This is a genomic window from Clostridium sp., assembly GCF_050717635.1.
In the GTDB taxonomy this organism is placed as follows: Bacteria; Bacillota; Clostridia; order Clostridiales; family Clostridiaceae; genus Clostridium_AD.
In genome coordinates this window covers 33,916-54,615 of sequence record NZ_JBOITO010000001.1, presented here as the reverse complement: position 1 = coordinate 54,615, position 20,700 = coordinate 33,916, and the positions used below count along the sequence as shown (strand labels likewise).

The window sequence follows — 20,700 nt, the reverse complement described above, 5'->3', positions numbered from 1 at the left end:
GACTCCTGGAAGAACACCAGGTTGATAGGTTAGAGGTGTAAGCATGGTAACATGTTCAGCTGACTAATACTAATAAGTCGAGGGCTTGACCTAAGTATATTTAATGCGAAAAGATTATTTTACTGTGTAATTTTGAGAGAATATCTCATAAAGTATATTGACAAGTTAACTATGACTTGGTATACTTTTATTGTAAGATTAATATCTTATAAATCTGGTGATTATGGCATGAAGGTAACACCCCTTCCCATACCGAACAGGTAGGTTAAGCTTCAATGCGCCAATGGTACTGCAAGGGTGACCTTGTGGGAGAGTAGGTTGTCGCCAGGTTGTTTTATATGGATCTTTAGCTCAGTTGGTTAGAGCTACCGGCTCATAACCGGTCGGTCCGGGGTTCGAATCCCTGAAGGTCCACCATAAGGGGATATAGCTCAGTTGGGAGAGCACCTGCCTTGCACGCAGGGGGTCGCAGGTTCGATTCCTGTTGTCTCCACCATAAAAACAGTCCAATATGGGCTGTTTTTTATTCTGTTTAAAAATATTTAATAATATTTTTTATAGAATTTTTTAAAGATAAGAATTACAATATAGTAGTATCATTATAATTTAAATATGAAAGGGGTTTGATGATGTCGCTATATAGAGTAAAACAATTTTATCTGTCAATGATTTCTAAGATTAATGATGAAGATATAAATTTTTTGAAAATATATTTAGAATCTTATGAATTGCAATTATTTCATCAATTACCTACTTATGAGCAAAAACACTGTATTAATGTTGCTAGGGATGTAAAGACAACTTCTAATCAGAGACATTTGGAATCAAAAACCTTGATAAAAGTTGCACTATTGCATGATATAGGTAAAATATATAATAGTATGAACCCAATAAATAAATCTATAATGGTTATAATGAATAACATAACAAATGGAAAGATTAGAGCATATAAGAAGAATAGAAATGTTAACATATATTATAATCATGGAGATATAGGATATAATTTATTAAAAAAATATGGTTACGATGATAGATTTTTATTTTTAGTGAAAAATCATCATAATAATAATATAGTTAAGGATATAGAACTAGACTTATTAAAAGAATGTGATGATAGAAATTAAGAAGCTAGTAAATAGTTTCTTTTTTTTTATTTATACATTATAAGTGATATGATAGGATATAATTAAAAAAATATTAGGAGGATAAAATGAATTCAAAAGAAAGAAGAGAGTACATTAAAAAATTATTAAAAAATAACAATATTACATATAAAGGTCAATATTTAGCAGAAGAATTAAGTGTTACAAGACAAGTGATAGTAAAAGATATTGCAATTATAAGAGCAGAGGGAGTAAATATAATTGCGACTTCAGAAGGATACTTAATATTACCAAATGACGAAAGCAATTATGTAAGAAGAGTAATAGCGGTTTCACACACAAGTGAGGATATATATGATGAACTACAGTGTATTGTAAAACATGGTGGGGTAGTAGAAGATGTAACAGTGGAACACTCTTTATACGGCGAAATAAGAGCAATGCTAATGATAAAAACTCCTATGGATATTGAAAGTTTTGTGGATAGGTTTAAAGAATATAATGCGAAGCCACTATCTTCTTTGACTAGAGGTATCCATTTACATACTATAAAAGCAGATAATGAAGAGAGCATAGAAGCTATTATAAAAGAATTAAAAGATAAGAATTATTTGGTTTCTGATTAAGTTACCTAAGAGTAACATTATTTTAACTAAAGGTAAGGAGTTGTATTATGGAAAATGTGGCACTTTTAAAATGTATGGATTATGATGTTGAATTAATAGAGAATAAATTAAGGGAAGGGTTTGAACTATTAGGTGGTGATGATTTTTTAAGAAAATTAATACCAATGGATAGCACCGAATCTAACTCTTATTAAAGAAAAATGTATAGGGTGTGGTAGGTGCGCGGAAGTATGTCCAGAAAATCCACCAGCAATTGAAATGGTAAAACAAGGAGGAATATTAAATCCTAAATGGAATATGCATGAATGTATAAGATGTTTTTGTTGCCAAGAATTATGCCCAGTTGGTGCAATTGAGACTAAGTATTCAACGTTGGGTAAATTACTAAAATTAAATAAGAGGTGATTTAGTGAAAAAAAGCAAGATCATAGCAATTATTATAGTAATAGTAATAATAATTATAGCTTTATTAGGTAGCATAGTTAATTTAGCTATAAATATACAATGGTTTAAGGAAGTAGGATATTTATCAGTATATTTTACTAAATTAACATCAATTTTAAAGTTAATGGTACCAGTATTTATAGTGAGTTATATTGGGATATGGACATATTATAGAACTCTTAAAAGTAGTATTGTAAGGTTGAAAAAGGGTACTTTGATAAATATTATAATTTCTTTTGTAATTTCTTTTAGCTTTGCATCTAAATATTGGTATACAATACTTCAGTTTATAAATTCTACGAATTTTAATGTCCTAGATCCATTATTTAAAAAGGATATTTCATTTTTTATATTTAAACTCCCATTAATAAGGTCTTTTTATGAAACTTTTATAATAATATTAACATTTATAGTAATTATTACAGTAGTAACATATTTTATACTAACTGCAAAGGATCGTGTATTACATCCCAATAAGGAAAAAAGATTTAATGAATTTAAAAATTTCAAGAGTGGACTAACTAAATTTGCAGGAAAGCAGCTTGCCGTTGTTTCCTCATTAATATTATTCATATTATCTTTAGGACACTTTTTAAAAGCGTGGGAATTGGTTTACTCTCCAAAAGGAATGGTATTTGGAGCAAGTTATACAGACATACACGTAACACTAAGGTTTTATCAAATAATAGCAGTATCATTTTTTATTGCAGCTATAATTACATTTATAAGTATATTAAAATATAAAACAAAGCCTATTATTATATCTATTATCATGATTGTTGCATTAATACTCGGGGAAAATATAGCATCAAGTGGAGTTCAAAAATTTTCAGTTCAGCCAAATGAAAAAACTATAGAAAAACCATATATTCAGTATAATATAGATTATACAAGAAAAGCATTTAATATTAGTGGCATAGAAGAAGTTCCATTTGATATAAAAAATGATTTAAATAAAGAGGATATTGAATTCAATAAAGATACTATTGATAATATAAAAATCAACTCATATAAGCCAGCGTTAGAATTTTATAACCAGTTTCAATATATGAGATTTTATTATGGGTTTAATGATTTAGATGTTGATAGATATAGTATAAATGGAAATTACTCTCAAGTATTTATTGCACCAAGGGAAATTAATTTAGAGTCATTAAAAGATAATTCCAATACTTGGCAAAATAGACATTTAGTTTATACTCATGGGTATGGAGTGGTTATGAATAAAGTAAATTCTGTAACAAGTGAAGGTCAACCAGACTTCGTGATTGATAATATACCTCTTGAGAATAAAACAGATATAAAGTTAGATAACCCAAGGATATATTTTGGGGAAAGCACTAATGATTTTAGTATAGTTAATACAAAAATAGGAGAGCTTGATTACCATAATGACGGAGAAAATCAAATGAATAACTATGAAGGAAAAGCTGGTATAAAGATGAGCTTTATAAATAGAGTTTTATTTGCAATAAATAAACAAAGCTTTAAGTTTTTATTATCCAAGGATATAAATTCCGAAAGTAATATCCTTATTTATAGAAATATTGTAGAAAGAGTGAATAAAATAGCTCCATTTTTAACATATGATAGTGACCCGTACATTGTAATAAACCAGGGGAAATTATATTGGATTATAGATGCATATACAACTTCTAACAGATACCCATTTTCACAGCCACAAAATGGAGTGAATTATATTAGAAATTCAATTAAGGTCGTTATTGATGCCGTGGATGGAAAACCTGAGTTTTATATAGTTGATAAAAACGATCCTATAGCAAACAATTATTCCAAGATATTTCCGGGATTATTTAAAGAGTCAGAGTCAATTCCAAATGGATTAAAAGAACATTTTAGATATCCAGAAGACATATATAAATTACAATGTAATGTTCTAGGAAGATACCATACTACAGATCCAGGAGTGTTTTATAGTGGAGATGATGAATGGTCTATAGCAACTAACCAAGAAAAAGTTGAGGGCAAAGCTGAAGTAAATGAAGCATCTTACGTTATAATGAAACTACCAAAAGAGAACAAGGAAGAAATGGTTTTACTTGAATACTTCAACACTAAAAACCGGGATAACATGGTATCTTTACTTGCAGCAAGAATGGACGGAGATAATTATGGGAAAATGGTTTTGTACAAATTTCCATCAAAGGAGACAGTTTATAGCCCAGTACTATTTAAACAAAAGATGAATCAAGATACTGTAATATCAAAAGAGCTATCGCTTTGGAATACAAATGGTTCAGAAGTTTTATTTGGAGAAACATTAATTATTCCAATTAAGAATTCACTACTTTATGTAGAACCAATGTATTTAAGAGCAAAAGGTGAAAAAAGCATACCGGAGATGAAAAAAATTGTAGTGTCTTATGGTGATAAAATATTTTTATCTGATAATATAGAGTCAGCTTTAACTCAGTTATTTAATTATGCTGATAAAAATAATACAGTAAAGGTTAGTGTTGATTCAAATGTAGATGCTAAAATTTTAGAAGATATAAAAAACGCTAAAAATTTATATAACAAGGCTTTAGAAGCTCAAAAAAGTGGTAATTGGGCTGAGTATGGTACATTTATAGAACAATTAGGTGATATATTAGATAATATTAATAATTAAAATAAACATATTAGATACGATGAAGTTATACTAAAAATCAATAAGTTTTTTAGATAGATTAAATTGTACTATATTATCTTAAAATGTTATCTTAGGACATATATAATTATATGTCCTTATCTTTATGGTAAAATTAATTTAGAATGTATAGAATCGAATAAATCTTGTATAAAACAAAGGAAATTAAAATATAATGTCGAATAAGTTTATATAAGTGAGAATATGTGGAATATGTTATAAAATCGAGGGGTAAATTATGAAATGTATAAATAATAATTTGAATATAGACTGTAAAAATTCATTATGTATAGGTACTGATGTTTTAAACATTAATAATTTACCTAAAACAATAAAAGAATATATTTTTGATGCTCTTTTAAATAAGGAAAAAATTATTTTATTTACAGATGATATATTTTATAAAGACATTGAAAATAACTTTAATAGTGATGAAGATTTAATAAAAGATAATGTTTATACAGGTAGATTTAAAATAATAACATATGACATTAATGCCTTTAATTATAATTATAAGGAGTTTTTAGATATTATAAGTATTATACATGAAGATAAAGAAAAATTACGAATAATATGGGATTTTAAAAATATAATTAAAATATCTTGTAAATTAAAATCTGTTATTAAATGTGTTCAAAAAATAATAGAATGTTCAAATAATAAGGTTTCAAACCTTATATACATTGAAAATAATGTATATAACTTCAATACACTATATACATTTAGTAATTTGTTTGATTCGTTAATTATTATAGATAGAAGTAAAGAAATGGAATTTTTAAGTAAACAAGAAATAGAAAAAGCAATATGGATGCTCAGGTCAAATTCACAATTAAAACATCAGAATAAAAATTTAGTTTTATTTAATGATACATTTTCTAATATACCTAAAAGTATAGATGAGAATGAATTTAAAAAAATCATAATGAGTAAGATTAAGGATGTTTGTGATGTGGATTTTTGTGTTCTACACAATTCCATTAATGAAAAAGAAAATATAATAGCTATGGATAGTTATTATGGTATCACAAAAAAACAAAAATATTATGTATTAAATGATAAAGAAATAATTCAGTACATTAATAACTTAAATGAAATTGTAGAGAATAATAGTGGGGATATATTATTAAATTTAAGTGAAATACAAGACTCACAATTGGTAGAAAAATTTAAATTATTAGGTATAGTAAGTTATATGGCTATTGCTGTAGAATATTACGATACAGCTAAAGGAGTAATATGGATAGGTAAATATTCAAACAGCAGAGAACTATCAAAAAATAGCATAGAACAGTTAAAATCAATATGTAAAACAGCTTTTTATTTAATTCAAGATCAAAAAAGATTTGCTATTATGCAAAATAGGATGATAGAAAATGAAAAATTAAGGGCCATGGGTGAAATGGCTGCGGGTATAACTCATGATATTAATAACATACTTACACCAGTTTTAGGATCTGTTCAACTTTTAAAGGATAAAACGGTAGATAAACAAAGTTTAAAATTACTTAGTGTAATTGAGCTTTGTGCATTTGATGGAATGAACATAACAAAGAGGGTCAAAAGACTAACTAAAAAATCTAATAAAGATGATTTTGAAACGTTTAATATAGATAGTGTGATTTCAGATGCAATAGATTTAACTAGGAGTAAGTGGTTTACGGAAAGTATTTTTAAGGGTATAAATATAAATATAATTAAATCGTTAAAATCTAATGCGTGGGTACAAGGAAATATAACAGAGATAAGAGAGGTATTTATAAACATAATAACAAATGCCATAGATGCTATGCCTAAGGGCGGAACAATACAGGCTATTACGAAAAATAAATCAAATAGTGTTATTATAGAAATAAAGGATAATGGCACAGGAATGAATAAACAAATTCAAAAGAGAATAATTGAGCCTTTTTTTACAACTAAAGGTAATAGTGGTTCAGGACTTGGATTAAGTATTTCTTATACTATAATTCTATCACACAAAGGGACTATGAAAATAGAAAGTGAAGAAAATGTAGGTACTTCTTTTATTGTAAAATTACCTACATGTGAGAATATATCTAAGTCTAAAAATCTATTATTGTGTAATGATATAAATTTTGAAGGAAATATTCTTGTTATTGATGACCAGGATCAGATAAGAAATGTTGTTTCTAGTATGATAAAGTCAATTACAAAATGTAAAATAAAGACATGTGGATGTGAGGATTTAGATTCAGAGTTAAAAAGAAGAAAATATGATATAATAGTATGTGATTTTACTATGCCGTGTATTAATGGATTACAAGTTGCACAAAAAGTTAAAGTTTTGAATAAAGACACATATTTTTGTTTAATGACAGGTTGGGTAGGATCTTTCGAAGACAAAGAACTTATAAACGTTGACTTTGTTTTAAATAAGCCTATAAATAAAGAAAGTTTAAAACAAATATTTTTTGCGTATACTACAAGTAAGTAAATAAGGGTATTAAATCCTTCTAAAATACTTGTGAAAAGAAGAATAGAAAATTGTTCTTCTTTTTTTAGTGAGTTTTTTAATTTTTAAAGATATTTAGCCTTATCTTAAAAAAAAGGATATAATAATAATGTGAGGTAAAATAGTTTTGCCTTATAGTGGAGGGTTACAATGGATTATGATGTACTTATTTTGGGTGGAGGTATAATAGGCTGCGCTGTGGCTTATGAGATATCTAAATACAATCTTAATATAGCTGTTATTGAAAAAGACTATGATATAGCTGATGATGTAGCACTAATAAACACTGCTATGATATATGATGGTGTTGAAAGTGAAGATACATTAACTTCGAAACTTGAACGAATGGGAAATAAAATGATGGATACAATAACCGCTAAATTTAACGTTCCTTTTAAAAGATGTGGTTCACTAATAATTGCTCAAACAGATGAAGAGGTTAATATGATTCAAAACATATATAATAGAGCACTAAATAGAAAGACAAAGGATGTACAACTTTTACAACCAGAATACATATATGAAATGGAACCAAATTTAAATGTAGATATAAAAAAAGCATTATATTCTAAAAATACTGGTGTAATTTGCCCATTTGACTTAGCATTAGCTTATGGCGAAGTAGCTTTTGATAACGATGTAAAATTTAAATTAGAAGAAGAAGTAATAGATATTCAAAAGATAACAAAAGGATTTAGAGTAATTACTAATAAAAACACATTAACTTGTAAAATAGTAATAAATACAACTTCTTCAGAGAATTACAGTATAGTAAATGAAAAAAAATTAAATGAGAGTAATAATGAGGGAATGTTAAAATATTTACTCTTAGATAATAATAAAAAAGCAAGGTTTTCTCATGCGCTATTTATGTTTGATTCTGAAGGTCAAAGAATTTATACTCTTCCAACTATGGAGGGAGATACTGTAGCTGCAATTAGTACAAAGGAGAACGCTAGTTATAATGAGGTAGTAGGTAGAGTATCTAAAATAACAAGTGGTGTAGATAGCATGGATGTTAAAATGTTTTCTGAGTGGCCTTTTTTTGAGGAGCATATGGTAATAGATGATAGTGACATAGATAACGGGCTTATTCAAATTAAGGGGAAACACTATGGTCAAGTTACTATGACGCCAGCTATAGCAAGTATAGTGTGTGAAAGTGTAGTTAGTAAAATGAAATGTAAGCACAAGAAAGATTTTAATGATAATAGGCGCGAATACTATAAATTTAGAGAAATGTGTGACGAAGAAAGAAAAAAGATTATTAAACTAGACGAAAAATATGGTAAAATAATATGTGCATGTGAAAAAGTAACTGAAGGGGAAATAGTTGATGCTATAAGGAGACCTTTAGGCGCTCGGACAGTAGAAGGAGTTAAAAGGAGAACAGGTGCAGCCTTTGGAAATTGCCAGGGTTCACATTGCTTAAACAAAATTGTTTCTATTTTGGCAAGAGAAACAAACAAAATGGTCCCAGATATAGTTAAGGACTCGAAAAATTCTAATATTGTGTTATATAGAATAAAAGAATTTGATAGTATGTAGGAGATGAGCTATTTGATAGAAGAATCTAGTTTGGATTTTATTGAAAATGAAGCGATATTAACAACTTTGGTTAGAATAAAAGGCTCAAATTCATTTAACGTAGTTCCAGTAAAAAGCAGTAAACCTATTAACAAGAAGTTGTGGATTGAATGTTCTAAAGCATTAAGTAGGATACATGTAGGGCCACCTTTAAAAATCGGCGATGTAGTGTGCAAGAATATACTTAATACTAGAGTTGATATTATTTGCACAAAGAATATAGAAAGAAATATAGATTGAAGGAGGAATAATTATGTTAGATTTAAAAAGAATAAGAAATAATCCAGAAGAAATAAAAGAGTTATTATCGGATAGAGGGGAAAATTTCGATTTATCGGTAATCGATGAGGTTGTATCTCTTGATAAAAAAAGAAGAGATATTTTAATGGAGGTTGAAGAATTAAAGAATAAACGAAATACCCAATCTGCTATTATACCAAAGCTTAAGAAAAACGGAGAAAATATAGAAGAAATAATGAACGAGATGAAAAATTTATCAGATGAAATTAAAGATTTTGATATTCAGCTATCTGAATTTGATGAAAAAATCAAATATATAATGTTAAGAATTCCCAATATACCCAATAAAAATGTACCTGTAGGAAGCACGGAGGAAGATAATGTTGAAATAAGAAAATGGGGGCAGCCGAAAAATTTTAAGTTTGATATTAAAGCTCATTGGGATTTAGGGGTAAGCAATGATATTTTAGATTTTGAAAGAGGTGGAAAGGTTACGGGATCAAGATTCACAGTGTATAAGGGCCAGGGAGCAAGACTTGAAAGAGCATTAATTAGTTACTTTTTAGATTGCCATGTGGATAAAAATGGATACACTGAAATATTGCCCCCGTATATGGTTAACAGGCAAAGTATGATTGGTACTGGTCAGCTACCTAAATTTGAAGAAGATGCCTTTAAAGTGGCTAATACAGACTATTTTCTAATACCAACAGCAGAAGTACCGGTGACTAACATTTATAGAGATGAGATATTAAATGGTGAAGATTTACCAATAAAGCATGTTGCTTATAGTGCTTGCTTTAGATCAGAGGCAGGGTCAGCTGGAAGGGATACTAGAGGGCTAATAAGGCAGCATCAATTTAATAAAGTAGAACTTCTTAAATTCACAAAACCTGAGGATTCTTATGCAGAACTTGAAAAATTAATTGCTGACGCAGAATCAGTGTTACAAGGACTTAAGCTGCCTTACAGAGTAGTTGCAATATGTAAAGGTGATTTAGGATTTACAGCATCATTAAAATATGATATCGAGGTTTGGATGCCAAGTTATAATAAATATGTTGAAATATCAAGTTGTAGTAATTTTGAGGATTTCCAATCAAGGCGTGCAAACATTAGATACAAAGATGATAAAAAGGGTAAACCTAAGTACATACATACATTAAATGGATCAGGAGTAGCTATAGGAAGAGCTTTAGCTGCAGTACTTGAAAATTATCAAAAAGAAGATGGAGCAATAACTATTCCAGATGTTTTATTACCATACATGGGTGGAAAAACACTAATTACTAAATAAGTGATTAGATTAATATTATAGTTAAAGGATAATTGTATAAATAAATAACTTAATGATTTAATATTAAGTTGTTTATTTATTTTTAAAAATATAAAAAAATATAAAAAAATATAAAGATAAAAAAATAAAAAAATAAAAAAATATAAATATGTTGACAGAGAATATTTATGCTGATATAATAAATTTTGTTGTTAGAAAATACGGAGGGATGGTCGAGTTGGTTTAAGGCACCGGTCTTGAAAACCGACGAACGTGAAAGCGTTCCGTGGGTTCGAATCCCACTTCCTCCGCCATTTTTTTTATAGATACAGATAAATAATGCCATGGAGAAATACTCAAGTGGCTAAAGAGGCGCCCCTGCTAAGGGTGTAGACTGGGAAACCGGTACGAGGGTTCAAATCCCTCTTTCTCCGCCAGAAATCATCTAACATTTGTTAGATGATTTTTTTTAAGTATAGAATAAAACCACTAAAACAAAGAAATATATTGACATGATATAAACATGCTGATATAATAAAACTTGTCGTTAGAAAATACGGAGGGATGGTCGAGTTGGTTTAAGGCACCGGTCTTGAAAACCGACGAACGTGAAAGCGTTCCGTGGGTTCGAATCCCACTTCCTCCGCCATTTTTTTTATAGATACAGATAAATAATGCCATGGAGAAATACTCAAGTGGCTAAAGAGGCGCCCCTGCTAAGGGTGTAGACTGGGAAACCGGTACGAGGGTTCAAATCCCTCTTTCTCCGCCAAAAACATCTAACATTTGTTAGGTGTTTTTTTTTATTATAGTCTATAAAAATTGTATAATATAATAAAACAGGGGGTAACATGCTAAAAAGTAATAATGTATCACTTAGAAGTGTTGAAAGAGGAGATATAAATATATTTTATGATATTTGGTCTGACGAAGAGCTTAGAAGACTTGATAGAAAATTTATATTGCCTCCATCTAAAGAAATTATATTAAATAATTTTAATGAATTTATTAACCTTGATAAGAAATATCTTAGTATTTTAAATGAAAAAGGTATTGTTGTAGGATACATAACTTATAAAGAAGTTAATGAATGTAAAAATGTATATACTATAGGTATAACTATAGGCAAAAGTTTTTGGAACAGAGGGTACGGACAAGATTCTATAAAGACTTTATTAAAATATTTGTTTATAGATATAGATGCACATAAAGTAGAACTCGAAGTACTAAAATTTAATTTAAGAGCAATTTATTGCTACAAGAAATGTGGTTTTTTAGAAGAAGGAAAGAATTGCGTTTCTAGTGGGAGTTATAGGGATGTAATTATTATGGGGATTTTTAAAGAGAAGTTTGTTGTGTAAATAAATCTTTACTCTTGCTATATAATATGTTAGTATAATAATGATGTTTATGCGTTGGTAGCTCAGTTGGATAGAGTAGCTGGCTACGAACCAGTTGGCCGGGGGTTCGAATCCCTTCCTACGCACCATCAAAAACCTAGTAATGCCAAGAGTTTAAGAAATTAAACTCTTGGCATTTTTCATTTGACGGGGCAATTTGACGGGAAACGAGATGCAAAATGAAAATATCTCTATTTAAGGGGTACTTTATTTTTGTCTTCTTTCATAATTTTGTTTAATATATCTATTGATTGCTGCTGCATATCTGGAAGTATATGTGAATAGGTTTGAAGCGTCATTTTAATATCTGAATGACCTAACCTTTCAGCCACTATTTTAGGATGAATATTTGCTTTTAATAATATAGTAGCGTGGGTATGCCTCAAATCATGGAATCTTATTAAAGGGATGTCCAGGAGTTCATACAAGCTTAATTCTTTGTTTTCATTATCAATATTAACCTTATGCTTATATTCTTTCATAACTCTTTTATAGTTTCTACTTACATATGCTGGGTTATAAGGCTCACCATTGTTTTGGCACACGACATAACCTGCCTTATTATAATTGTCACCAAAGTATTTGTTATTCTCTTCCTGCTTACGCTTTAGTTCTTTTAAAGCATCTAAAGTATAATCTAATAAAATGATTTTTCTCTTACTGCTAGCCGTTTTAAGCGATACCAATCTAAGCTTATTATCTACCTCTTGAAGCTGGTCTTTTAATTCAATAAATTTATTATGCAGGTCAACATCCTTCCATCTAAGACCACATATTTCACCTAGTCTCATTCCTGTCGTAGATGCTAACATTACAGGTATATAAACAGTCATACTTTTAATTGCACCCAAAAGCTTATCAAGTTGAACTTGATTATAAACTTTCATTTCTAATTTAGATCTCTTAGGTTTTTTAATTAATGTACATGGGTTTTTAGGTATATAATTCCTAGTAACCCCCCAGGTATATGCAGTATTTAAAACAGTATAATAGTGACTTGCAGTAGTGGGGCTAATACCTTGCTCTACAAGTTTGTTTAAAGCAAGCTCTATACTTTCAGTTTTCAATTTGAAAGCTTTTATTGAGCTAAAATCTATATTTATCATGCGTATGCAGTTTTCATAGTATAAATAAGTTTTGTTAGTTATATTAATTTTTTTTGTAGCTAACCATAGTTCTAAAAGTTCTTTAACGGTTATTTTGGTTTTATCTTTATTTACAATATCAGAAATATCATATCCTTGTTGGGCTTTTTTCTTAATCTCAAGTTCTCTTCTCTCTCCTTCATCACGTGCAGATGTTTTGGTCAAAAAACCTCTCTTTGCTTCTCTAATTCGCTTCTGTTGTGTTGTAATCTCGATTTCATAAGCAAAGGTCTTCTTTTTAAGTCTTTTGGAGTAGTAGTCTCTTATAGTTACTGACATATATTCACCTCATGATACTTATTTTTATATTTATCAAATTACTACAGAAATTGCAAAGGAAAAGAACTTTCTAACTGTATTTTGATATAGGTCTAGATTAGTCATCAGAATTAGGTTCAATCCACGGCATAGTTAACAGTTCTTGAGATTTTAAATAGCTATCTATATATTCTCCGAACATATTAAAAAATTCAGTTTCTTCTTCTCTAGATGAAGTACAAATTTCTAGTTTATGGCTAAAGCTATAGTTTTGTAAAAAAGCAAGTTCAAGAAGCTCTTTTGCTGAAGTTGTTTCTCTTAACCTTTTATATAGTTCTATATTAACATCTTCAGAAAAAGAATCTCCTTCCAAAATATCAAACATGCTAATTTTTAATGCGTCACATATTCTAAGCAGCACATTTATGCTAGGATTTTTCTTTTTCCCGTTTTCTAGAGAACTAATATATGCACCTGAAATATTAATCTTTCGTCCCAGTTCATTAACACCAATTTTATTTTTAATTCTATACTTTTTAATTTTTTCACCAAGTACATTATTCAAATTTACCACTCCCAACTATATATACTTATTATCTAACAGTTAATGATAAAAGTCTATATATTAAATTAAAGTAGTCTAATTATAAAAAAATTTATAAAAGCTATTGCATTAACTGTAAGTTAATGATATTGTTAACTAAGAGTTAACAGGAGGGGATAATATGAATTTCATATCAAAAGTTATTTTAGAAATAGGTGTAACTAAAAAGTATATATGTGAAAAGGCGGATATTAGTAGGACCTATTTATACTATATAGAAAATGACAAAAGGACGCCGTCAGTAAAAACTATGAAAAAACTGTCACTTATATTAAGGACTCCTGTACAAGAATTATTTTTTAAAGATGAGGAGGTAAAATAATGATTATAAATATATTATATTTCTACAAATAGTATAAGCACTATATAAAATAGACTAAGAAGAATATATAAAATAAAAATTTATTAAAATGGAGAGTGATAGTGTGGCAATATCAATTATTTACAATATTGATGAAATAGAAAGCATTTTAAAACCAAAAGGCATAACAAAAACTAGTTTGTATAGGGCAATTGCATTAGGTAAGCTTAAAGCTATAAAAATAGGAAAACGATACTTGGTATCTGAATTAGCATTAAATCGTTTTTTAGAAGGTAAATTTGACATATGAACAGTTGCTGAGCAAAGGAAGGAGTAGGTTTATGTCAGGAGTCAAGTGGATAAAGATAACTACTAATATGTTTGAAGATGAAAAAATTAAGCTTATAGATGCTATGCCTGAAAGAGATACTATTCATTACGTATGGATAAGGTTGCTTGTACAAGCAGGTAAAACAAATGCTAATGGGTTGATTTTTTTAACTCAGAACATTCCATACAGTGAAGAAATGTTATCAACTATTTTTAACAGACCTATTAATTCAATTAGATTAGCATTAAGAACATTAGAAGGTTTTGGAATGCTCACAATAGAGTCTGATGTTTTGGATATTGTAAATTGGAGCAAGCATCAAAATATTGAAGGACTAGATAAAATACGAGAACAAAATAATGCCAGGCAGTCTAGATTTAGAAATAAAAAGAAAGTATTTCAACTAAATCAAGGTAACGTTACTGATAACGTTATAGTAACGTTAGATAACGCAACAGAACAAGAACTAGATAAAGAACTAGATAAAGAACCATATACAACAACTGTTGTTAGAATGAATGAAATAGAAGAACTTAAACGCTTATTAAAAGACATAAACTTAACAGATGAACAAGCAAAGGATATTTATTTTAATGCAAATGGGAATTTGAAGCACATAATGGATATTTATAGTTTTTCAAAAACACAGAGGATAAAAAATATGGTTGCATGGTTAAAAGAAATGGTTAAAAAAGGAGTATATAAAGAACCTAAGTATAATGAACCTAAACACACATTTAATGATTATGAACAAAGAACCTATGATTTTGATGACTTAGAGAAAAAATTACTGGGTTGGAATAACTAAGTGGGGGGATGGATTTGATTAGAAATGATTTGTATATAGAGCACTTAAAGGAAATTAGTTTAATTGCAGGTAACCTTGATAATGTATTAGACAAAATTATGTGTTTAGATTGCGAAACTATGGAAGAAAGTGAAATTAGGCATGCAATTTATAAAGCATCTGAAAAATTAAATGATGCAAAAAGGATTATAATTTATTTTTCAAAACCTACTAAGGATGGATACTTAAGAGAAAACTCAAGTGGAAAATTCGAAATAAAATATAAAGATGGTACGACTTCATACCCTTTAAGCTGTGGAAGTTCTCTTGAAATTTATTTAAAAAATGATAGACCGGATGTAGAACGTGAAGAAGGTTGGTATTCAGGAAGAGTAGAGTATAGTGATGAATATTATTTTTATGGTCCAGGTAATCCCAAGATTTATAGTGGAATGATAGCAAGACAAAGAGTAGGTGAGTAAAAGTGAAAAGAAAAATAATAATATTGAATGATATAATTAAATAAAAAATAGTAAATGGGCGAGTTAATCTATGAATAGGGCAATATTCAATAATAAACTAACCAGTAGATCTTTTAAGACTACTGGTTAGTTTATTGATACCTAAAATTAAACTTTAGCTGCGCACGTGTCTGAAGGGTGTAGAATACCATCGAATTACTAATATTGTTTAAATGGTATATATGATCAATATGCAGATACTACCCCTATAAGTTTATCCTAACCAGGTTAGGAATCTTTATTTACCAACGGTCACAAAAATACTAAAGTCATTCATTAACTCTATTTAACAAATTTATTTGTAGTATCAACACCTATTATTTTATCTTGGTAAATATAAGTAATGCAATAGAAAACTCAATAGCACTTAGGCTAGTCGTACCAAGGTTTTAAGGTAAGGGTCCAATAGAAATCTCAATAACTTTTAATATATGCGAATTTCATGCTAAATAAAAGTAATACAATAGAGATCTCAATAGAGATTTTTAGTGAATAGGCTATACATAAAATGTTTACTATGTAATTTCAAGTTAATTAAAGGCGTTTTTATGAGAATATAATTCTATATAAGGGTTGATGTAATCAAAGGAGCTGATCAAGTGTTAGAAATCTTCAAGGAGAAATTTAGTGTAATAGTAAAATAAAAAGAGGTATACACAATAATGTGTATAGCTGCTATGGGATTTATGGTATGTGTTTAGGGAAAATGTTTAGGATATTGCTTAAGAGCTGTCTGCCGGTTTGTTGCTTTTAAAAACAGATTTAAAGGAAAAATATAGCAAAGTAATCTAAGGTAAGCGTAGTAAGAAGAGAAAAGGCAGGATAAGGGCGGTGAACGCCAAGTCACAAATTACAGGCAAAGCCTGTAATACCAATGATTTGATTAGTGGTGAAAACACATTTTTTTCAGTCGGTAAGTGGTGAACTTATTCATTATTTATGCTTGGAATACTTTAATACCAACGTTTATAGGTGGTGAATTTTAAAAAAAAGGAGTGTTTTGTATGCCAATTACATTTAAAAGATATAGCTTATGTTTAGATGATAAAACTTACAATTCAATAAAACAAATTTCAGAATCTACAGGTAATAGTATAGCTGAGGTTTCAAGAGAACTTATAAAAAAGGGATTAGCAAAAGAATATGTTGGTGATAGTGAAGATATGATGACTTCAATAGTAAGGAAACAAATGGAGGTCGTATTAAAGCCAAACATTGAGCGATTAGCGAGGATTGCTAGTAAATCTGGACATATGAGTGCAACAGCAGCATTTTTAAACGTTCAGGCTTTAATGGACCTTATTCCAATAGAACGGAGAAAAGATGTAAGGACAATGTATGAGAAAGCTAGATGTAAAGCTGTATCATATATGAGAACAAAAGCAGCGGATTTTGAGAATGATATTTAAAAGTGAAAAGGTACTTAAAAACAATGTAAATGTAGCACACTAATAATTGAATTAAATTAAAAACACATCAAAGCACTAATAAGACTACATTCCTTCAAATTATTTTAAAGGAATGTAGTCTTATTAGTTAATTACTTAATAGGTTGGTTGTCTTAGATATTTGATTTCCTCAATAGTTAGTCCCCTGTATTTACCGCAGTGTCTTACCACATCCCAATCAGTTTTAAAAAATGGAGATTCTATTTCTAGGCCACCTAAAGGTACCCAACGTTTTGTAACTTTGAATACACCTGGCAAGGCCCCATGACGCCGAAGAATAGGTAAAGCTTCTCGTATATCATTTCCGTATATTGGACCTGGATTCTTCATAAAAAAATCAAAAACTTCAGTTTGCTTTTCCGTAAGATTATCTCTAAATTTTTTTAATCGATACATACCAGTATTATCGTTGTTAACGGTGTCCTTTAAAATGGTATTCTTTACTTTAATATTATTAAGAAAAGTTTCCAAATTTTGAAGATCTTCAAGTGATACATTCTCTAGTTCAATAACACATTTTTTAATAAGCATAATATGTTCTCCTTATGAATTAATATATATTGATTTGCATATTATTTTAAATAAATGTAGAGATTAATGTTTATATATTGTTTATTATCTTAATCCCCAAATTCCATTTCCTATGCCACTTACATTGTGAAAACGGTCATCATTGCCTAAGAATCGCTAGAGTTTTGTTCCAAGAGTCTTCTTACTGTTGCATTCCAATCCGGATTTTCTGTAAAATTCATAATATTTCTATTTGAGATTTCATCATAAATTTTATCTAAAGACCCAGTGCATCCTAATGCTATTAGAGCATCAGATACCTCTTCTATACATCTTCTTGGTTGCGTCATTTTATCCCTCTCCACATAACCTTGTTTTAATGTTAATATTATCATATAATATTCTACAATACTTTGAAATTTTAATAATATATAAATTATGTGCATTTCCTTCACTTTTAACACCAATTCATACCTTTCATACATATTACTTCAATACCATATTAGTCAGTTGTCAAATAATATTATTCGTGTTATCACTTTCAATAGTTACTGCGTAGTAAAAACTGCAAGACAGGTATTGCACAAAACTATGCTTATACACTCTGTTTAAGTACAGGGTGTTTTTATTTTAAAGGTTTTTAACACTTTTGATAGAATTAAAAGTAATGAGGTGAAAATATAGATAAACAAGGATTTAATAAATCACATGTGCTGGAACCAATAAAACATACTAATTGTACACTAAATCTATTATTAAAGTGATTGAATATAAAAGTAATAGAGATATACTAGCACTAAATTGACTAAAAATCAATATGATTTAAGTGAGTTTAAAATTGATAGTAATAACTTAAAAGGAGAGAACAAGAAGGATACAAAGAGTATAAAAGCATGGATTTAATAAATATAGAACTTATAAAACATATGGAAAATAATAAAATATAAAACCATCAAATTTTGAACTAGAAAAAACATTGCAGGAGGATTAATAATGATAGATGATATTATAAAAGCAAATGAAGAAGTAGGTATTAATGATAAAGAAATAATTTTTTTAAAGGAACACTTTCCAGGTTGTTTTAAAAAAGATGGAAGCTTTGATATAGAAAATTTAGCTAATATGCTAAAAGATAAAGTAGAGGTTACAAGAGAAGGATATGAGCTAAATTTCTTAGGGAAAAGTTATGCTAAATTATTGGCTTCAGTAGATACAACTACAGTAATTAAGCCGGATTTAGAGCATAACGAGAAAGAAGAAAATAGGGATAGTAACAATGTTTATATTAGTGGTGACAATTTAGATGGGTTAAAACATCTATTAAAGTCATATTCAGAAAAAGTTAAATGTATATATATAGATCCTCCATATAATACAGGAACTGATGGATTTGTTTACAATGATAATTTTAAATTTACAGTTAATGACTTAGTTGAACGATTAAGTATAGATGAAACACAGGCAGAAAAAACAATTGATATGGCAACTAAAGGGGCGTCTTCTCATTCAGCGTGGCTTACATTTATGTATCCTAGATTAGTTTTAGCAAGAAATTTACTTGAAGATGATGGTGTTATTTTTATATCTATAGATGACAATGAACAAGCAAATTTAAAAGTGTTGTGTGATGACATATTTGGCGAAGAAAATTTTGTAACGTCATTGGCATGGCAATCAAGAACATCTATTCAGAATGATACAGATATAAGTGTAAATCATGAATATGTTCTGTTATATGCAAAAAAAAGACGACAAGAAAATAGAAGGCTAAAGCCTAATAATATCAACATATGGTATAAGTTGAATAATTTTGCATGCTTGCCATTGCAATTAGATAAAGGTAAATTTTCTAATCCAGATAACGATCTAAGAGGATTATGGAAGGCGGATCCTTTTGATGCACCAGAGGTAAGGGTTAATTTAACATATCCTATAAAAAACCCTAATACTGGTGTGGAATATTACCCACCAGAAGGCAGACATTGGTCTACAGAGGAGAATAATTACAACAAGTTATATAAGGATAATAGGATAGTTTTTGGTCAAACTGGGAATTCAAAACCTCAACTAAAAGTTTTCTATGAAGAGAAGAAAAAATTTGGTTCTGTTGATAATACTTGGTTTACAGGCGAATATTCAGGAACGGCAACTAACGCAACAAAAGAGCAACAAAAATTATTTAACGGTAAATCTTATTTTGATACACCAAAGCCTACTAAATTAATAAAACGATTAATTAATTTAGCTGTTCAACAGGATAAGGATGCTATTATTGTAGATTTCTTTTCAGGTTCAGCATCAACAGCTCATTCTATAATGGAACTAAACGCTAATGATGATGGTAAACGAAAGTATATTTTAATACAAATACCGGATAATCTAGATAAAAGGATGGAAAACGCTACAGCAAACTACAGAAAAAAAATACAGACAACAATTGATTTTCTAGATTCAGTAGGAAGAAAATATACATTAGATCAAATAGGGATAGAGCGTATAATTAGAGCTGCTAAGAGTATAAAGGATAACACAGAGGTAAAGATAGATTATGGATTTAAGCACTATGAACTGTGTGAGCCAAATGAAAATACTTTAGATAAATTAGAAAAATTTGATAGGGATGCAGCCTTAGATGATCAAAGTATATTAGATACTTTTGGTACAGCTACAGTATTAGCAACATGGCTAGTCAAAGACGGTTATGGATTTAATGCAAATACTAAGGAAGTTGATTTAGGTGGATATATAGCATACTTATGTGGAAAGCATTTATATATGATCAAAACTGGAATATCTAACGATAATATTAAAGCTCTTTTAGAAAAATATCAAGTTGATGGAGGATTTAATCCAGAGAATATAGTTTTATTTGGATACAGTTTCTTTGGATGGACACAAATTGAAATGATAAAAAATAATGTGAGATTACTTAATGATGGCGAAAAAAACCTAAAAGTTAATGTAATTACACGTTATTAACAGGGGGGATGGAT

General features: G+C 29.0%; 19 protein-coding genes, 7 tRNA genes, 2 rRNA genes and 1 pseudogene. 25 read left to right on the top strand and 4 right to left on the bottom strand.

Annotated elements, in window-relative coordinates; all coding sequences use genetic code 11:
- The 19 genes and pseudogenes from ACREWB_RS00310 to ACREWB_RS00220 form a co-directional block, all read left to right on the top strand.
- Nucleotides 1-93 (top strand): 23S ribosomal RNA (locus ACREWB_RS00310); the annotation flags it as partial.
- A 120-nt stretch (nucleotides 94-213) separates the two neighbouring features.
- Nucleotides 214-330, top strand: a 5S ribosomal RNA gene (gene rrf / locus ACREWB_RS00305).
- Between the two features lie 10 nt (nucleotides 331-340).
- Nucleotides 341-417, top strand: a tRNA-Ile gene (locus ACREWB_RS00300).
- Between the two features lie 3 nt (nucleotides 418-420).
- Nucleotides 421-496 (top strand) — tRNA-Ala (locus ACREWB_RS00295).
- A gap of 133 nt (nucleotides 497-629) precedes the next feature.
- A complete protein-coding gene (locus tag ACREWB_RS00290) occupies nucleotides 630-1,124 on the top strand; it encodes an HDIG domain-containing metalloprotein (protein WP_431545487.1) in 495 nt (164 codons plus the stop codon).
- Nucleotides 1,125-1,210: 86 nt separating this feature from the next.
- Nucleotides 1,211-1,729: a transcription repressor NadR gene (locus ACREWB_RS00285; protein WP_431545486.1), complete on the top strand. Its 519-nt coding sequence runs from the start codon at nucleotides 1,211-1,213 to the stop codon at nucleotides 1,727-1,729.
- Between the two features lie 47 nt (nucleotides 1,730-1,776).
- The gene (locus ACREWB_RS00280; RefSeq protein WP_431545485.1) at nucleotides 1,777-1,923 is read left to right on the top strand and encodes a hypothetical protein; all 147 of its coding nucleotides are present in this window, start codon (nucleotides 1,777-1,779) and stop codon (nucleotides 1,921-1,923) included.
- Nucleotides 1,898-2,134: pseudogene (locus tag ACREWB_RS00275) on the top strand (4Fe-4S binding protein); the annotation flags it as partial. The gene ACREWB_RS00280 and the pseudogene ACREWB_RS00275, both read left to right, overlap by 26 nt.
- Before the next feature lie 4 nt (nucleotides 2,135-2,138).
- On the top strand, nucleotides 2,139-4,805 hold the full coding sequence (locus ACREWB_RS00270; RefSeq protein ID WP_431545484.1) for a UPF0182 family protein: 2,667 nt from the start codon (nucleotides 2,139-2,141) through the stop codon (nucleotides 4,803-4,805).
- A gap of 256 nt (nucleotides 4,806-5,061) precedes the next feature.
- Complete coding sequence (locus ACREWB_RS00265; protein WP_431545483.1) at nucleotides 5,062-7,281, top strand: hybrid sensor histidine kinase/response regulator; 2,220 nt, start codon at nucleotides 5,062-5,064, stop codon at nucleotides 7,279-7,281.
- Nucleotides 7,282-7,449: 168 nt separating this feature from the next.
- Nucleotides 7,450-8,847, top strand: coding sequence for an NAD(P)/FAD-dependent oxidoreductase (locus tag ACREWB_RS00260; protein WP_431545482.1), 1,398 nt, complete (start codon nucleotides 7,450-7,452; stop codon nucleotides 8,845-8,847).
- Between the two features lie 3 nt (nucleotides 8,848-8,850).
- Nucleotides 8,851-9,126 carry a DUF1667 domain-containing protein gene (locus tag ACREWB_RS00255; RefSeq protein ID WP_431545481.1) on the top strand — a complete coding sequence of 92 codons (276 nt, stop codon included), beginning with the start codon at nucleotides 8,851-8,853 and terminating at the stop codon, nucleotides 9,124-9,126.
- 13 nt (nucleotides 9,127-9,139) lie between these two features.
- Entirely contained in the window at nucleotides 9,140-10,423 is a 1,284-nt protein-coding gene (gene serS / locus ACREWB_RS00250) for a serine--tRNA ligase (protein ID WP_431545480.1), read from the top strand.
- A 202-nt stretch (nucleotides 10,424-10,625) separates the two neighbouring features.
- Nucleotides 10,626-10,716, top strand: a tRNA-Ser gene (locus ACREWB_RS00245).
- 32 nt (nucleotides 10,717-10,748) lie between these two features.
- Nucleotides 10,749-10,839: transfer RNA gene (locus tag ACREWB_RS00240), tRNA-Ser, on the top strand.
- Between the two features lie 121 nt (nucleotides 10,840-10,960).
- Nucleotides 10,961-11,051: transfer RNA gene (locus tag ACREWB_RS00235), tRNA-Ser, on the top strand.
- 32 nt (nucleotides 11,052-11,083) lie between these two features.
- Nucleotides 11,084-11,174, top strand: a tRNA-Ser gene (locus ACREWB_RS00230).
- Between the two features lie 79 nt (nucleotides 11,175-11,253).
- Nucleotides 11,254-11,763, top strand: coding sequence for a GNAT family N-acetyltransferase (locus tag ACREWB_RS00225; protein WP_431545479.1), 510 nt, complete (start codon nucleotides 11,254-11,256; stop codon nucleotides 11,761-11,763).
- Between the two features lie 51 nt (nucleotides 11,764-11,814).
- Nucleotides 11,815-11,891: transfer RNA gene (locus tag ACREWB_RS00220), tRNA-Arg, on the top strand.
- Between the two features lie 102 nt (nucleotides 11,892-11,993).
- Here ACREWB_RS00220 and ACREWB_RS00215 read toward each other — a convergent pair.
- Together ACREWB_RS00215 and ACREWB_RS00210 are read right to left on the bottom strand one after the other, a co-directional pair.
- Nucleotides 11,994-13,226 (bottom strand): tyrosine-type recombinase/integrase, encoded by a 1,233-nt coding sequence (locus tag ACREWB_RS00215; protein ID WP_431545478.1) that lies wholly within the window; start codon nucleotides 13,224-13,226, stop codon nucleotides 11,994-11,996.
- Between the two features lie 97 nt (nucleotides 13,227-13,323).
- Complete coding sequence (locus tag ACREWB_RS00210) at nucleotides 13,324-13,770, bottom strand: helix-turn-helix transcriptional regulator (protein WP_431545477.1); 447 nt, start codon at nucleotides 13,768-13,770, stop codon at nucleotides 13,324-13,326.
- 160 nt (nucleotides 13,771-13,930) lie between these two features.
- On the opposite strand from ACREWB_RS00210, the gene ACREWB_RS00205 reads away from it, so the two are divergent.
- From ACREWB_RS00205 to ACREWB_RS00185, 5 genes are all read left to right on the top strand, one after another.
- Nucleotides 13,931-14,131 carry a helix-turn-helix transcriptional regulator gene (locus tag ACREWB_RS00205; RefSeq protein ID WP_431545476.1) on the top strand — a complete coding sequence of 67 codons (201 nt, stop codon included), beginning with the start codon at nucleotides 13,931-13,933 and terminating at the stop codon, nucleotides 14,129-14,131.
- 88 nt (nucleotides 14,132-14,219) lie between these two features.
- Nucleotides 14,220-14,420: a helix-turn-helix domain-containing protein gene (locus ACREWB_RS00200; RefSeq protein WP_431545475.1), complete on the top strand. Its 201-nt coding sequence runs from the start codon at nucleotides 14,220-14,222 to the stop codon at nucleotides 14,418-14,420.
- A gap of 31 nt (nucleotides 14,421-14,451) precedes the next feature.
- A complete protein-coding gene (locus tag ACREWB_RS00195; protein ID WP_431545474.1) occupies nucleotides 14,452-15,249 on the top strand; it encodes a phage replisome organizer N-terminal domain-containing protein in 798 nt (265 codons plus the stop codon).
- A 14-nt stretch (nucleotides 15,250-15,263) separates the two neighbouring features.
- Nucleotides 15,264-15,710: a DUF5348 domain-containing protein gene (locus ACREWB_RS00190; RefSeq protein ID WP_431545473.1), complete on the top strand. Its 447-nt coding sequence runs from the start codon at nucleotides 15,264-15,266 to the stop codon at nucleotides 15,708-15,710.
- A gap of 1,043 nt (nucleotides 15,711-16,753) precedes the next feature.
- On the top strand, nucleotides 16,754-17,158 hold the full coding sequence (locus tag ACREWB_RS00185; protein WP_431545472.1) for a hypothetical protein: 405 nt from the start codon (nucleotides 16,754-16,756) through the stop codon (nucleotides 17,156-17,158).
- Between the two features lie 135 nt (nucleotides 17,159-17,293).
- Here ACREWB_RS00185 and ACREWB_RS00180 read toward each other — a convergent pair whose 3' ends face one another.
- Both ACREWB_RS00180 and ACREWB_RS00175 read right to left on the bottom strand, forming a co-directional pair.
- The gene (locus ACREWB_RS00180; RefSeq protein ID WP_431545471.1) at nucleotides 17,294-17,728 is read right to left on the bottom strand and encodes a hypothetical protein; all 435 of its coding nucleotides are present in this window, start codon (nucleotides 17,726-17,728) and stop codon (nucleotides 17,294-17,296) included.
- 146 nt (nucleotides 17,729-17,874) lie between these two features.
- The gene (locus ACREWB_RS00175; RefSeq protein WP_431545470.1) at nucleotides 17,875-18,192 is read right to left on the bottom strand and encodes a hypothetical protein; all 318 of its coding nucleotides are present in this window, start codon (nucleotides 18,190-18,192) and stop codon (nucleotides 17,875-17,877) included.
- Between the two features lie 508 nt (nucleotides 18,193-18,700).
- Between ACREWB_RS00175 and ACREWB_RS00170 the strand changes: the two genes are divergently transcribed.
- A complete protein-coding gene (locus ACREWB_RS00170) occupies nucleotides 18,701-20,686 on the top strand; it encodes a site-specific DNA-methyltransferase (protein ID WP_431545469.1) in 1,986 nt (661 codons plus the stop codon).
- Nucleotides 20,687-20,700 lie beyond the last annotated feature (14 nt).